The organism is Agreia sp. PsM10, assembly GCF_030433855.1.
GTDB lineage: Bacteria > Actinomycetota > Actinomycetes > Actinomycetales > Microbacteriaceae > Agreia.
In genome coordinates this window covers 264,410-278,090 of sequence record NZ_JARUXC010000004.1, presented here as the reverse complement: position 1 = coordinate 278,090, position 13,681 = coordinate 264,410, and the positions used below count along the sequence as shown (strand labels likewise).

Annotated in this window: 12 protein-coding genes and 1 pseudogene; 1 reads left to right on the top strand and 12 read right to left on the bottom strand. The window is 62.9% G+C overall.

Features of this window, described 5'->3' with window-relative positions:
• Positions 1 to 194 precede the first annotated feature (194 nt).
• Complete coding sequence (locus QCD70_RS07320; RefSeq protein ID WP_301214670.1) at positions 195 to 803, top strand: TetR/AcrR family transcriptional regulator; 609 nt, start codon at positions 195 to 197, stop codon at positions 801 to 803.
• A 72-nt stretch (positions 804 to 875) separates the two neighbouring features.
• Here the strand turns inward: QCD70_RS07320 and QCD70_RS07315 are convergent, their stop codons facing one another.
• The 12 genes and pseudogenes from QCD70_RS07315 to QCD70_RS07265 form a co-directional block, all read right to left on the bottom strand.
• The gene (locus QCD70_RS07315; protein WP_301214668.1) at positions 876 to 1,301 is read right to left on the bottom strand and encodes a hypothetical protein; all 426 of its coding nucleotides are present in this window, start codon (positions 1,299 to 1,301) and stop codon (positions 876 to 878) included.
• A gap of 36 nt (positions 1,302 to 1,337) precedes the next feature.
• Positions 1,338 to 1,550: pseudogene (locus QCD70_RS19205) on the bottom strand (helix-turn-helix domain-containing protein); the annotation flags it as partial.
• 45 nt (positions 1,551 to 1,595) lie between these two features.
• Positions 1,596 to 3,044 (bottom strand): MFS transporter, encoded by a 1,449-nt coding sequence (locus QCD70_RS07310; RefSeq protein ID WP_301214666.1) that lies wholly within the window; start codon positions 3,042 to 3,044, stop codon positions 1,596 to 1,598.
• Positions 3,045 to 3,256: 212 nt separating this feature from the next.
• Positions 3,257 to 4,276: a glucose-6-phosphate dehydrogenase (coenzyme-F420) gene (gene fgd, locus QCD70_RS07305; protein WP_301214664.1), complete on the bottom strand. Its 1,020-nt coding sequence runs from the start codon at positions 4,274 to 4,276 to the stop codon at positions 3,257 to 3,259.
• A 9-nt stretch (positions 4,277 to 4,285) separates the two neighbouring features.
• Positions 4,286 to 5,785, bottom strand: coding sequence for a CoA-acylating methylmalonate-semialdehyde dehydrogenase (locus QCD70_RS07300; protein WP_301214662.1), 1,500 nt, complete (start codon positions 5,783 to 5,785; stop codon positions 4,286 to 4,288).
• 26 nt (positions 5,786 to 5,811) lie between these two features.
• A complete protein-coding gene (locus QCD70_RS07295; protein ID WP_301214660.1) occupies positions 5,812 to 7,146 on the bottom strand; it encodes an aspartate aminotransferase family protein in 1,335 nt (444 codons plus the stop codon).
• Positions 7,143 to 8,183, bottom strand: coding sequence for a TIGR03842 family LLM class F420-dependent oxidoreductase (locus QCD70_RS07290; protein ID WP_301214658.1), 1,041 nt, complete (start codon positions 8,181 to 8,183; stop codon positions 7,143 to 7,145). The genes QCD70_RS07295 and QCD70_RS07290 overlap by 4 nt, the downstream gene beginning before the upstream one ends.
• A gap of 20 nt (positions 8,184 to 8,203) precedes the next feature.
• A complete protein-coding gene (gene hydA, locus QCD70_RS07285; RefSeq protein WP_301214656.1) occupies positions 8,204 to 9,637 on the bottom strand; it encodes a dihydropyrimidinase in 1,434 nt (477 codons plus the stop codon).
• Between the two features lie 17 nt (positions 9,638 to 9,654).
• Entirely contained in the window at positions 9,655 to 10,503 is an 849-nt protein-coding gene (locus QCD70_RS07280; protein WP_301214654.1) for a nitrilase-related carbon-nitrogen hydrolase, read from the bottom strand.
• Between the two features lie 33 nt (positions 10,504 to 10,536).
• The gene (locus QCD70_RS07275) at positions 10,537 to 11,388 is read right to left on the bottom strand and encodes a carbohydrate ABC transporter permease (protein WP_301214652.1); all 852 of its coding nucleotides are present in this window, start codon (positions 11,386 to 11,388) and stop codon (positions 10,537 to 10,539) included.
• Positions 11,388 to 12,170, bottom strand: coding sequence for a carbohydrate ABC transporter permease (locus QCD70_RS07270; protein WP_301214650.1), 783 nt, complete (start codon positions 12,168 to 12,170; stop codon positions 11,388 to 11,390). The genes QCD70_RS07275 and QCD70_RS07270 overlap by 1 nt, the downstream gene beginning before the upstream one ends.
• Positions 12,171 to 12,338: 168 nt before the next feature.
• A complete protein-coding gene (locus QCD70_RS07265) occupies positions 12,339 to 13,637 on the bottom strand; it encodes an ABC transporter substrate-binding protein (protein WP_301214648.1) in 1,299 nt (432 codons plus the stop codon).
• Between the last annotated feature and the right edge of the window lie 44 nt (positions 13,638 to 13,681).

The following is a 13,681-nucleotide window of genomic DNA, read 5'->3' as shown; positions in this document are numbered from 1 at the left end:
CCCGGGCCTTTCCGGCCTTTGCCGACCCGCGCTCGATGAAGCGTGCTCATCGGTCGTCTTCGCTCTGATTGATTCGTCGGCCACAATGCCTCCACTTACTCTGGCCGCCCTCGTTGGCGGCATCGCTCGAAAGTAGCATAAGAAACCTACCTTTGGTTGGTTTTGTGTCTTCAAAAGATTGTTAGGGTCGGGGAATGGCCGCTTCTTCTACATCTCGCCGTTACGACAAGGGCGAATCGAAGCGCCGAGAGATCCTGGAACAAGCTCTTCTCCTGATCGCCGACCGAGGGTATACGGCATCGACGCTGAGTGAGATCGCGGATTCCGTGGGCCTGACGAAGGCGGGCGTGCTCCACTACTTCGAGTCGCGTCAATCTTTGATGGCCGCGATCCTGCAGGAGCGGGACGCAGCGGAGACCGCGACCTCGATCTCGAGCGCGGGAGATAGTCTCGACGGTCTGGCTGAAGCGATGTCGAACAACACCAGAACGCCCGGACTGGTCGCCATGTATTCACGGCTCGTTGTCGATGCGGCCGAGCCCCATCATCCTGCCCACGACTACATCGACGACCGTTATCGGAACATTGTCAGCACGCTGAGCGAAAGCATCCTCCGTCGACAAGCCGGCGGACGCATCTCATCCCTTGAAGATGCCGAGACGCTGGCCCGGATCGCCGTCGCCGTGAGCGACGGGCTGCAGCTCCAGTGGAGCTACGATTCGACACTCGACATGCGCGCCGTTCTCGACATCGCACTGTCGCTCTTCGACCCCCAGCACCCGGCACCCTCAGCCGACAACTGAGCGCACGGGCAGAACGTCACCGAGTTCGAGCGTCCATCCTTTATGGAAGGCCGAGAACCACCCGCCCTTCGCTCAGGAGCCGCGCTCCGAATGGACGAGGGTGGACTGGCGTGAGCGATGGATGATCTCTTCTGCCACCGGAGGATCTGCCAAGGCGATCGGCGACGGCCGCAGTCCGGCCAGCGAAATGGCGGCCTGCCTGCGCCATGCGGTTCGAGATAGGTCTCCCGTCGTCTCGATGATGCCGCGAAGCGACCAGAACAGAATGTCGAGATCCGTGACCGACGCGTCGACGCGAACAGCATCGTGGGCCTTCGCATCCTTCAAGAGAGCCGCAATGTGCTCGCGATAGACATCCCGCAACCCGGTGGTCGTCTGATCCGTCCAGATGCGGGCGAGACACCCGCGGTTGGCGGCCTGAACCTCACCCAGGGCATAGATGAACGTTTCCAGACCCCGACCGGCGGGGGACTGCGCCGCCTCAGTGACGAGGGTCACGACCTTTTCCATGAACTCCCTGACGAGTTCTGCGATCAGAGCGTCTTTCGTGGGGAACCGACGATACAGGGTGCCGACTCCGACTCCGGCTGCGTGAGCGACATCTTCTACTGACGCCTCCAGGCCATGTTCGGCGAACACACTGCGCGCGGCCTCGAGAAGTCGCTCGCGATTCGCCGCCGCATCCCGACGCAGGCGCTTCTCGCGCGGTGCACTTTCGGGCTGATTCTCGAGAGATGGCGAGGGCAACGTTCCTCCTGAGTGTGCATGACCGATTGAGGGCTTACCCTGCGATTATTCCGACTCGTCGCCGACCACGGTACCGCCGGCGACCATGGCCAATTCTCCATGCCGCAGAGGAACGGACGGCTCTTCCAGGTGATCTCCGGCGGGAATTCGGGCAATTCGCGGAATGAGGAAGCCGACAGCACCCGCCAAAAGCATTGCACCCGCGAGCACAAGGAACCCGTTCGTGTATCCGGATTCAGCAGGAAGGCCCGACGGCGCAGCACCGACGGCAACGATGCTCGCCATCACCGCGGCACCGAGCGAGCCGCCGATGGTGCGGATATTGGCGTTCATTCCACTCGCAACCCCGGTCTGTTCTCGAGGGACCGCGTTCACGATGATGTTCGACATCGACGAGAACGCCAACCCGAATCCGATGCCGGTGAGGCTCGTCGCCACGATGATCTGCCACACCTCGACATGGGCCAGGGCGATCGTGAGGAGACCGACGAACGAGACGACCGTGCCCGCTATGAGAACCATCTTGGACCCGAACCGCTGTGCCAATCGTCCGGCAACAAGGCCCACGACGAACATCAGGAGGGCGTTCGGCAGGAGCATGACGCCCGATTCCGTGACGGTTGCGCCGAACCCGTACCCGGCAGCAGCGGATGCCTGCAGGAACGCGGGCAGGAAGCCGAGCATCGCGTACATGGCGACGCCGAAGAGAAGCGCGACGACATTCGTGGTCCAGACAGACCGGATCGTCATCATCTTCATATCGATCAAGGGGTTCGCACTGCGGCGCTCGACGGCCACCCAGACGACACCGATCACCACCGACGCAGCCATGAGCCCGAGGACCGGAACCGAGACCCACCCCCACGAGGGAGCCTGGCTCACTGCGAGAAGAAGGGCGACGAGCCAGCCCGACAGGAGCGCGGCGGCCAGCCAGTTGATCCGCCCTGGCGTCCTCTCCTCGCTCTCCGGAACAAGCACGTAGGCCGCGAGCGCAGCGACGGCCACCATGATCAGCGGGAACCAGAACAGCCATCGGTAGCTGAGGGCCGACACGATCGGCCCGGCCAGAACGATTCCGAATCCGGCCCCCATGGCCGAGAGTGCTGCGATCAGGCCGACCGCCCCGCCGACCTTGACCGCGGGAAACTCGTCGCGAATGATGCCGAAAGCCAACGGAAGCACGCCGCCGCCAATGCCCTGAATCACCCTCGCGACGATCATCACCAAGAGAGACGGAGCGAGCGCAGCCAGAAGCGAACCGACCGCCAGGGCGACCAGGGCGACGACGAACATGCGCTTCTTGCCCGACATATCTCCCAGTCGGCCCATGATGGGCGTGAAGATCGATGCCGAGAGTAGATATGCCGTCAGAACCCACGTCACATCCGTCTGCGATGCGTCCAGCGCCACCCGAATTGTCGGCAACGCAGGCATGACGAGGGACTGCAGCAGGGCGAACGCGCTGACGCCGAGTGCAAGGACCGCGAATGTCAATTGGTAGTGGGTCCGTCGTTGTCGCCGAGGCATGGATCTCCGTTCGATCTAAGCGGATTCTTTATTCCGCTTATGCGAACATAGCATAAACGGAGTTGGGATTCCGCTAGCTCAGCCGCCACACGATCGGATCATGGACGGCGGTGCGAAGCAGCACGGTGTGGAGTTCTGTGCGCATCAGACGTTCTTACGGCTGTCGGAAGCCTGTCCTGTTATTCCAGTTCTCTGAGGCGGGGAGCGAGATCGCGTTCGAAAAGCTCGAGGAAGCGTCGCTGGTCCGCACCCGGCGCGTGAAAAACAAGGTGGTTGAGGCCGGCGTCGACGTAGTCCTTTATAGAGGCGACGACCGCGTCAGGGTCGGATCCGACAATCCAGCGCGAAGCGATCTGCTCGATCGGAAGCGCGTCGGCTGCCCTCTCCATCTCGACGGGATCGGTGATGTCGTGTTTCTGTTCCTTGGAGAGCGCGAGTGGAGCCCAGAATCTCGTGTTGGAGAGCGCTGCGGACGGATCAGTGTCGTACGAGAGTTTGATCTCAATCATCTTGTCGATGCTTTCGACGGGCCGTGACGCCTTCTCGGCTCCCTCCTGGACTGCCGGCAGGAGGGTGTCGGTGTAGAGGGACATCCCTTTGCCAGAGGTGCAGATGAACCCGTCGCCAGCGCGGCCCGCATATCGCGCGACCACGGGACCGCCCGCAGCGATGTACACGGGGATCGGCGTGGTGGGGCGATCGTAGATGGACGCGTCGCGCGTCGAGTAGTACTCGCCCTCGAAGCTCACCCGGTCACTCGTCCAGAGCTGCCGCATGAGGTCGATCGATTCGCGGAGACGCGCAAAGCGCTCCTTGAACTCCGGCCAGGTCTGCTCGCCCGGCCCGCGGAAACCCGTGGCGATCTCGTTGAGCGCCTCGCCCGTTCCCACTCCGAGGAATATCCGGTCGGGGTAGAGCACTCCCAGCGAAGCGAACGCTTGCGCCAGCACCGCGGGGTTGTAGCGGAAGGTGGGCGTCATCACGCTCGTCCCGATCCGAATCGTCGACGTGCGTTCGCCCACCGCCGCCATCCACGTCAACGAGAACGGTGCGTGCCCGCCCTCGTGGCGCCATGGCTGGAAGTGATCACTGACCGCGACGGACTCCATGCCGTGGGCTTCGGCCGCTACCGCGATCTCGACGAGCTCCCGGGGGTCGAACTGTTCTGCGCTGGCCTTGTATCCGAGTGTGAGTGTCATGTGTCTGCCTTAGTTCTGCGGGAAGCCGAGGTTGATACCGCCGTGCGACGGGTCGAGCCAGCGGCTGGTGATGGCCTTCTGCTGCGTGAAGAAGCGCACTCCCTCAGCGCCATGGGCTTTGGTGTCGCCGAAAAGCGAGGCCTTCCAGCCGCCGAAGGAGAACGTGGCGACCGGCACGGGGATGGGCACGTTGACTCCGATCATGCCGACCTGCACCTCGTTCTGAAAGCGGCGGGCGGCGCCGCCGTCGTTGGTGAAGATGGCGGTGCCGTTGCCGAAGGCGCCGTCATTGATGAGTTTCACACCTTCTTCGTAGCTCGTGACGCGAACGATCGACAGCACGGGGCCGAAGATCTCCTCGGTATAGGCGCGGCTCGTGGTGGGCACCTCATCGAGGAGAGTGGGACCGAGCCAGAAGCCGTTCGCGTCGCCGTCGGGCTGCACGTTGCGGCCGTCGACCACCACTGTGGCGCCATCGGCTTCGGCGATCTCGATGTAGGAGGCGACCTTGTCGCGGTGCGCCTCAGTGACCAGCGGTCCCATGTCGCAACCCCGGCGGCCGTCGCCGACGCGAAGGGTCGACATCCGTTCGGCGATCTTCGCGATGAGCGGTTCGGCGACAGGCTCGACGGCGACGACCACGGAGATGGCCATGCAGCGCTCACCTGCGGAGCCGAAGCCCGCGTTGATGGCGCTGTCTGCGACGAGATCGAGGTCGGCGTCGGGCAGCACGAGCATGTGGTTCTTCGCACCGCCGAGAGCCTGGACGCGCTTGCCGTGTCTGGTGCCGGTCTCATAGACGTATTGCGCGATCGGGGTCGACCCGACGAACGAGATGGATGCCACGTCCGGACTCGTGAGCAGACCGTCGACGGCCTCCTTGTCACCGTTGAGCACCGTGAAGACACCGTCGGGCAGGCCGGCTTCCTTCCACAGCTTGGCCAGCCAGATGGCTGCGCTCGGATCTTTCTCGCTCGGTTTCAGGATGACGGAGTTGCCGGCCGCGATGGCGATAGGGAAGAACCACATCGGCACCATTGCGGGGAAGTTGAACGGACTGATGATGCCCACGACACCCAGAGGCTGCTTCGTCGAATAGACATCGACGCCTGTCGAGACGTTCTCGGAGTACTCGCCTTTCAGGTGGTGGGCGAGGCCGGTCGCGAACTCCACGACTTCCTGGCCCCGGGTGATCTCGCCGAGCGCGTCGGAGACGACCTTGCCGTGCTCACTGGTGATGATCTCGGCGAGCTCCCCCTTCTTCGACTCGAGCAGCTCGCGGAATCGGAAGAGGATCTGCTGCCTTCGCGCGAGCGACAGATCACGCCAGGCGGGAAATGCGGCCTTGGCGCTTGCGATCGCAGCGGCGATCTCAGCGTGGTCTGCGAGCGCGACGCGCTTGGTTTCGACTCCCAGGGCGGGATCGAACACCGGAGCTGTCCGGCCCGAGTTCGAGGGGTACTCGGAGCCGTTGATCCAATGAGGAATGACAGGCGATGTGATGGGCATGATGTGGCTCCGGAAGGTTGGGGCGGTCAGTTGGAGATCGTGGCGAACGCCGCGTCGTAGATGGCGAGGGCTTTATCGACCTCTGCATCGGTCACGACGCAGGGAGGCACCACATGAAGGCGGTTCTCGGCGAAGAAGCCGAGCAGTCCCCTGCTGGTCAGCGCCGCCTTGAGTTCGGCGATCACGGCGGCAGACACCGGCTGTCGGGTTTCGCGATCCGTGACGAGGTCGAGCGCCCAGAAGACACCGAGGCCGCGGACGTCGCCGATGATGGGGTACTTGTCGGCCAGGGCTGCGAGCCCCGGCGCGAGTTTGTCGCGGCCGATTCGATGGGCGTTGTCGATGATTCCTTCGGCATCCATGGCGTCGATGGCACCGACGATGGCGGCCATGGCCAGCGGATGCCCGGAGTACGTCAACCCGCCAGGGAACACCGTGTCGTCGAAGGCTTGGGCAATGGCCGGCGAGATGACCACCCCTCCGGCCGGCACGTAGCCGGAGTTCACCCCCTTGGCGAACGTGATGAGGTCGGGCTCAGTGATCGAACCGTCTGCTTCAGGCAGGCCCTGGAAAGCGAACCATGATCCGGTGCGCCCGAAGCCGGCCATCACCTCGTCGAAGATCAACACGATGCCGTAGCGGTCTGCAAGGGCACGCACGCCGGCGAGGTATCCGGGCGGCGGCACGAGAACGCCGGCGGTGCCGGGCACTGTCTCCAGCAGGATGGCGGCGATCGACGAGGCGCCTTCCGAGACGATCACACGTTCGAGGTGCTGGAGCGCGCGGGCTGACTCCTCCTCGGCATTGGTCGACCAGAAATCGGAGCGGTAGGCGAAGGGGCCGAAGAAGTGTACGTGTCCACGCGAGTACTCATTCGGCACGCGGCGCCAGTCGCCCGTGGCCACCACCGCGGCTCCCGTGTTGCCGTGGTAACTGCGGTAGGTCGACAGCACCTTGTCCCGGCCGGTGTACAGGCGGGCCATACGGATGGCGTTCTCGTTCGCATCCGCCCCTCCGTTGGTGAAGAAGACCTTGCTGTACCTGCTCCCGGCCTTGTCGAGGATGCGCTGAGCGGCCTTGCCCCGCGTGAGGTTGGCGGCGGCCGGGGCGACCGTCGTGAGCACGTCGGCCTGTTCCTTGATGGCGGCGACGACCGCCGGATGCTGATGGCCGATGTTCGTGTTCACGAGCTGCGAGGAGAAATCGAGATACTCGTTGCCCTCGTAGTCCCAGACGGTGGAACCGAGTCCCCCCGCGATGACCATCGGCTTCAAGGCGGCCTGGGCCGACCAGGAGTGGAACACATGGGCGCGGTCGAGCTCGAGCGTCAGGTCGCCGTCAGATGGCCGAATCGCATTCATACGTTCTTCCTCTGTGTTGCTGTGACGTGTTCGCGAAGGGCCGGGATGACGGTGGCGCCGTAGACACGCATGGTCTCCTCCTTGTTGTCGTGATCGAGGTACCCGGCGAATTGGACAGCGCCGAGGGCCTTCAGCTTTGCGAGCTTCTCGATGTGCTGCTCGGCAGTACCGATCAGGCAGAAGCGCTCCACGATCTCGTCCGGCACGAAGTCGACGTGGGTGTTGCCGGATTTTCCGTGCTGGTTGTAGTCGTAGCCTTCTCGTCCGGCGATGTAGTCCGTGAGCGCCTTCGGCACATCGCTGTCAGTGCCGTATTTCGAGACGATATCGGCCACATGGTTGCCCACCATGCCGCCGAACCATCGGCACTGGTCGAGAGCGTGACGGTAGCTGCTCTCCGTGCCATCCGTGATGTACATCGGCGCCGCAACGCAGAACTTGATCTCCTGGGGATCGCGCCCTGCATTCTCGGCTGCGTTGCGAACCGTGCGGATCATCCACTCGGCGATATCGAGATCGCCGCACTGAAGAATGAATCCGTCGCCCACCTCGCCCGCGATCTTCAGTGCCATCGGGCCGTAGGCGGCGACCCACACGTCGAGCTGCGACCCGCGGCTCCACGGAAACTGAATGGTGGTCCCGTTCACCTCCACCGAGCGTGAGTTGGCGAGCTCACGGATGACGCCGATCGACTCCCTGAACGCCTTTAGCGTGACGGGCGCACCTCCCATGACGCGCACCGCGGAGTCACCGCGGCCGATGCCGCAGATCGTTCGATTGCCGAAGAGTGCGTTCAACGTCGCAAAAGTCGACGCGGTCACTGTCCAATCCCGAGTCGCCGGATTGGTGACCATCGTGCCGACTTTTATCTGGGAGGTCTGACTCAGGATCTGCGAGTGGATGACGTACGGCTCCTGCCACAGAATATGAGAGTCGTAGGTCCAGAAGTAGTCGAATCCATGCTCTTCAGCGCGTCGCGCAAGAGCCACGGTTCGGGGAGCGGGCGGGTTCGTTTGTACGACGACACCGAAGTCCATCGAGCTGTCCTTTCGAGAGATCAAATGAGGTACTGGCTGAGGCCGCGTTTGAAGTACGCGCCATCGCCCTTTCGGCCCAGGTAGTCGTTGTCGTCGACTATCCGACGCCCGCGGGAGAACACGGTGTCGACGTGGCCGTCGATCTCGTAGCCCTCCCAGGCCGAGTAGTCCATGTTCATGTGGTGCGTCTTCTCGAGCCCGATGGAGGTGTGCCCGTTGGGGTCGTAGATCACCACGTCGCCGTCTGCCCCGGGTTGGATGACGCCCTTCTTTCCGTAGATGCCGAACATCCGAGCAGGTGTCGTGCTCGTGAGCTCGACCCAGCGGGGCAGGGTGATCTCGCCCATCACGACGCCCTGGTAGATCAGGTCCATCCGATGCTCCACCGAGCCGATCCCGTTGGGGATCTTCGAGAAGTCGGCCAGGCCGGAGTCCTTCTGGCCCTTCATGCAGAAGGGGCAGTGATCGGTCGAGATCACCTGCAGGTCGTTCGTGCGAAGGCCTTGCCACATGTGGTGCTGGTGGCCCTCGTTCTTCGAACGCAACGGCGTCGAGCAGACCCACTTCGCGCCCTCGAACTCGCCCCATTCAGGGCTGGATGCTCCGAGCTGGTCCTCGAGCGAGAGGTAGAGGTACTGGGGGCAGGTCTCGGCGAACACGTTCTGGCCGCTGTCACGGGCGGCGGCGATCTGGTCGAGAGCCTGCTTGGCGCTCACATGAACGATGTACAGCGGCGCCCCCGTGAGGTTCGCCAACATGATCGCTCGGTGCGTCGCCTCCTCCTCGGCCTGCCACGGGCGCGAGACACCGTGGTAATACGGGGTGGTCTCGCCGCGCTCCAAGTGCTGCTTCACGAGCAGGTCGATGACCGAGCCGTTCTCGGCGTGCATCATGATGAGCGATCCGTTTTCGGAGGCACGCTGCATCGCCCTGACGATCTGACCGTCATCGCTCAGGAACACGCCCTTGTAGGCCATGAACAGTTTGAACGAGGTGACGCCCTCGTTGATCAGCTCGTCCATCGCCGAGAGAGACGAGTCCTGCACGTCCGACAGGATCTGGTGGAACCCGTAATCGACCGCGCACTGCCCGGCCGCCTTCTCCTGCCACAGGGTGTACTGATCCAGGATGTTCTCGCCGGCGTACTGCACGACGAAATCAATGATCGACGTGGTGCCGCCGTGCGCGGCCGCCCGGGTGCCCGTCTCGAACGTGTCGCTCGCCTCGGTGCCGCCGAACGGCATCTGCATGTGGGTGTGCGCGTCGATGCCGCCCGGGATGACGTACTTGCCCGTCGCATCCACCACCTGGTCGACGTTCCGCTCGATGTCGAAGCCGAGCAGCGTGCTGCCCGGCGCCAGCACGGCGGCGATGGTCTCGCCGTCGATCAGCACATCGGCGTGCGCCGTGCCCGTGGCGTTGACGACCGTTCCGCCCTTGATGAGGGTCTTCATAGCTCTACCTCCCCGCGTTACGGAGCGACGATCTCGCTGTAGGCGTCGGGACGCCGGTCGCGATAGAACTGCCAGTCGTCGCGGGTCTCGCGGATGAGATCGAGGTCGAGGTCGCGGATAAGCATCTCCTCGGTCTCGGATGAACCGAGCTCTCCCACGTAGTTGCCCCGGGGATCGACGACGTACGAGGTTCCGTAGAAGTCCACGGCGAGGTCGCCGTACTCGTTGTCTTCTCTGCCGACGCGGTTGGGTACGAGAACGAAGTACTGGTTGGCACCCGCCGCCGCGGGGCCTTCGAGCTCCCAGAGGCGGTTCGAGAGGCCGGGCTTGGAGGCGTTGGGGTTGAAGACGATCTCTGCGCCGTTCAGCCCGAGCTCCCGCCATCCCTCGGGGAAGTGGCGGTCGTAGCAGATATGCACCCCCACCTTGCCGACGGCCGTGTCGAACACGGGGTAGCCGAGGTTGCCTGGACGGAAGTAGAACTTCTCGTAGAAGCTCTCGAGGTGCGGGATGTGGTGCTTGCGGTACGTGCCCGAGATCGACCCGTCAGCGTCGACCACCACGGCGGTGTTGTAGTAGACGCCTGTCTGGGCCTCTTCATAGATGGGGAGCACCGCGACCATGTTGAGCTCTTTGGCGAGGGCCGCGAAGCGCTGCACGATGGGGCCGTCGACCGGCTCAGCGTAGCGGTAGTACTTCTTGTCTTGGGTGATGCCGAAGTACGGGCCGTAGAACAGCTCTTGAAAGCAGATGACCTGTGCGCCTTGCTCGGCCGCCGACCGCATGAGCTCCTCATGCTTGTCGAGCATCGACGCTTTATCGCCGGTCCAGGTGGTCTGGGTGATCGCCGCTCGGATTATCGTCATTATTCGTCTTTCGGTCGAATGTCGGTGAAAGGGCTAATTTGCTAGTCCGCCGGATGCGTAGCCTTCGATGAACTTCCTCTGTGCAAGCACGAAGACGATGATGACGGGAAGCGCCATGATGAGTCCCGCGGCGCTCACCATCGAATAGTCCGTCGTGAATCCCTGTTGGAACGAGTAGAGCGAAAGCGCTACCGGTTGGGCGTCACGGTCCTGGATGAAGGTGACGGCCAGCATGAATTCGTTGTAGGCCTGCAGGCCCGCCACGAGTGCCGCAGTGAGAACGCCCGGCCACACCATCGGCAACACGATGCGGAAGAAAAGGCGGATTTCTCCTGCGCCATCTATCCGCGCGGCCTCCAGATACTCGTCCGGCAGGCTGATGAGGAACGAGCGGATCAGGAGTGTAGCGAACGGGCTGTACACAGCCCAGTAGATGATGACCAGGCCGATGCGCTCGTTGTAGAGGCCGAGGAATGACCACCAACTGACCAGAGGAACGAGAAAGAGTTGGATCGGCAGGGAGGTGGAGACCAACAGCCAGAGGATCCACCCTCCCTTCCCGGGGAGCTCGAGGCGTGTCATGGCGTAGGCGGCCATCGATGCGATCAGAGCCACGCCTGCGGCGGCGAAGATGGCGATGATGCCACTGTTCAGGAGCGCCTGGCCCATGCGCGCCTGACTCCAGGCATCGGCGAAGTTGGACCAGTTCCACTCCTGAGGAATGCCCATCGGATTGACGGCTATTTCGCGTGACGACTTCAGCGAATTGAATGCGAAGACCACGAGTGGGGCCAGAGCATAGATCGCGAGGATGCCGAGGATGGCCCAGGTGAGGACGCGCGACATCCGGAATGGGGCGCGAGGACGTTTCAGAACGGTGGTCATTACACATCCCATTTCAAGCGTCGGCGCAGGGCGAAGTAGCCGATGACCGTCGCTGCGCTGATAACGGAGAGCAGCATTGCTACTGCGGAGGCGTATCCCTGCCGTTGGTTCTCGAAGGCCTCGCGGTACAGCAGCGTGCTGAGGACATCGGTCGACCCGGCTGGACCGCCTTTGGTGAGGACGTAGATGTAGTCGAACACCAGGAATGACCAGATGACGGTCATGAGGGAGAGGAATACGAACGTCGGTCGGATCGACGGCAACGTGATGTTCCAGAACTCACGCACCGGGCCTGCGCCATCGAGGCGAGCCGCTTCGTAGAGCGCCGGGTCGACCGACTGCATAGCGGCAAGGAAGATCACGAGCAGGAATCCCCACCACTGCCAGTTGTTGATGAACGCGACGGATCCCAGAGCCAGGGAGGGATTACCCAGGAAGTTCACGTCGGTCAGGAAGGGGAGCCCGAGGTCTGCCAACGTGGCACCGATACCGCCCCGCGGGTCCAGGATCTGACGCCAGATGGCGGCGGACACCACGGTGGCCAGCACGTAGGGGATGAAGAAGAGGACTCGGAAGAGGACTTGCCCGCGTCGGATGCGAGACAGGAGGAAGGCCCCGACGAGTCCCATTGCCATGGGGACGACCAAGAAGAAGATCGTCCAGACGATATTGTGCACAAATGCGTTGAGTACCGCACCAGAACTGAGCATCTCGGCGTAATTTGCAAGGCCGATGAAGTTCGGTTGTCCTATTCCGTTCCAGTCCGTGAACGAGTAGTACACAGATGCCAGTCCCGGGCCCGTGATGACGAGGACGTTGACGACGAGGAGCGGGGCGACGAAGGCCCAAGCGATGAGGTGCTGCTTGGTTCTCGGCCGCCGCCGGCGCGGTCGGGACGCGGGTGCGTCCCGCCGCGCCGGCAGAGTCGTGCTTGTCATTGAATATCAGCTCTACTTTGTCGGGGCGAACGGGGTCAGAGTTGTTCCAGCCGCGAACTCCTCGTCGAAACTCTTCTGAAGTCCTTCGAGATACTGTGCGGAGGACACGTCGCCGGTCACGACCTTGTCGAATTCCGAGATGAGATAGGCGTCCGTCTTCGGGGGGAAGAACGACCAGGTCGCGTATCCGACGTTGGTGGTTGCCGGAATATCGCTATACAGGCGTGCTGTACGCGAGTCGATGTCGGCAGGGAACTGATCAGCGGTGAATGCCAGCGGCGGTGGGTTCTCGCCTGTCCGCGCCGTGTACTTCAACGATCGGTCCACATCGCCGATGAGGTAATCGATGAAAGCGGCAGAATCGTCGGCATGCTCCGTCTTGGCGTTCACGGAGAGCGCCGTGCCGATGGCAAGCGGGAACACGCCCGGCGCGACTGAATCATTCAACGACGGGAGGGGAGCCCAGTCCCATCCGTCGGGATCCTCGAACTCCTGAGACAGGGAGTTGAACGCCCAGGTTCCGCTGATGTACATGGCGGTGGACCCGTTGGCAAGGCCCGTGATGTTCGCCGTGTCGTCGGTGGTGAAGTACGACTCTGCTCCTCCGGCCAGCCAGCCATCGTCGATCCACCCCTTGATCAGGTCGATCGCTTCGACGAACTCAGGGTCGGTGAAGGAGGCCTTTCCGGTCAGAGCGTCGTACAGCTTGTCTGGACCGACCGCCGCGTTCAACACCGCGGTGACGAGCCACTCGGACATCCCCTGGTAGCCGGAGTTTCCACCTCCCAGAGGCACAATACCCTTGGCTTTCGCATCGGCCGCGATCGTTTCGAACTCGGCCAATGTCGTCGGCGGCGTCCATCCGTTCTCGTCGAATACAGCTTTGTTGTAGTAGAGAACCATGGAGCCGTATCCCGTAGGAACGGACATGAGCGAGTCATTGACCTTGCTCAGTTCGTAGGCCCAGGGAAGGAGTTTCGCCTCCCAGTCGTATTTCTTCGAGTAGTCATCGAGCGACAACGTCCGGTCGGCCCGGGCCAAGTCCGATGCGGCAGATGGCCCATTGGAGTAGATCACATCGGGAGCCTGGCCTGCCGCGACAGCCGTGTCGGTGAGCTGACCGATAGTGGTCAACTCCTTGACCTGCATGTCGACCTTCGCGTCGCCCTCGCCATTGAAACCGTCGATGAAGATCTCCTGGAAAGCGTCTTCTGTCGTCGGGGCGTAGAAGGCGCCCCAGTACGAGACATCGCTGCTGCTGGAGCCTCCGCCAGTACAGCCGACAAGCGTCATCGCTGCGGCGGCGAGCATGCCGGTCAGGACGAGCGCGCGTTTTTTCCTGTTCATAGCTCTCT